Origin of the sequence: Kocuria cellulosilytica (genome assembly GCF_040981245.1) — a bacterium.
In the GTDB taxonomy this organism is placed as follows: Bacteria; Actinomycetota; Actinomycetes; order Actinomycetales; family Micrococcaceae; genus Kocuria; species Kocuria cellulosilytica.
On record NZ_JAVFWZ010000111.1, the window covers coordinates 1 to 557 of the forward strand.

At 77.4% G+C, this 557-nt stretch carries 1 protein-coding gene; it reads left to right on the forward strand.

The window, feature by feature from the left end; all coding sequences use genetic code 11:
- On the forward strand, positions 1 to 557 hold a 557-nt coding region (locus RCG67_RS17245; protein WP_368828034.1), incomplete at both ends, for a galactokinase.

Sequence of the window (557 nt, forward strand, 5' to 3'; positions counted from 1 at the left end):
GTGCCCGGGTGGGGCGCGTACCCGGCCGGTGTCGTGCACGTCCTGGCCGGGCCGGACGGGGAGGCGGTGCCGGGCTTCGAGCTGCTGCTGGACTCGACCGTGCCGGTGGGCGCGGGGCTGTCGTCGTCGCACGCCGTGGAGGTCGCCACCGTCGTGGCGCTGAACGACCTGCTGGGCCGCGGCCTGGACCGGCCGGCGATGGCGCGGCTGACCCAGCGGGCGGAGAACGAGTTCGTCGGGGCGCCCACCGGGATCATGGACCAGTCCGCGTCGCTGATGGGTCGGGCCGGGTCGGCCCTGTTCCTGGACTGCCGCACCCTGGACGCCGAGACCGTGCCCCTGCCGCTGGCCGAGCACGGGCTGGCGGTGCTGGTCGTCGACACGGGGGTCGCCCACTCCCACGCCGACGGCGGCTACGCCGCCCGGCGCGCGTCCTGCGAACGGGGCGCGGCCGCCCTCGGGGTCGCCTCCCTGCGCGACGTCCCCGCCGACGCCGACCTCGGGGTGCTCGACGAGGAGACCGCCCGGCGGGTCCGCCACGTGCTCACCGAGAACCG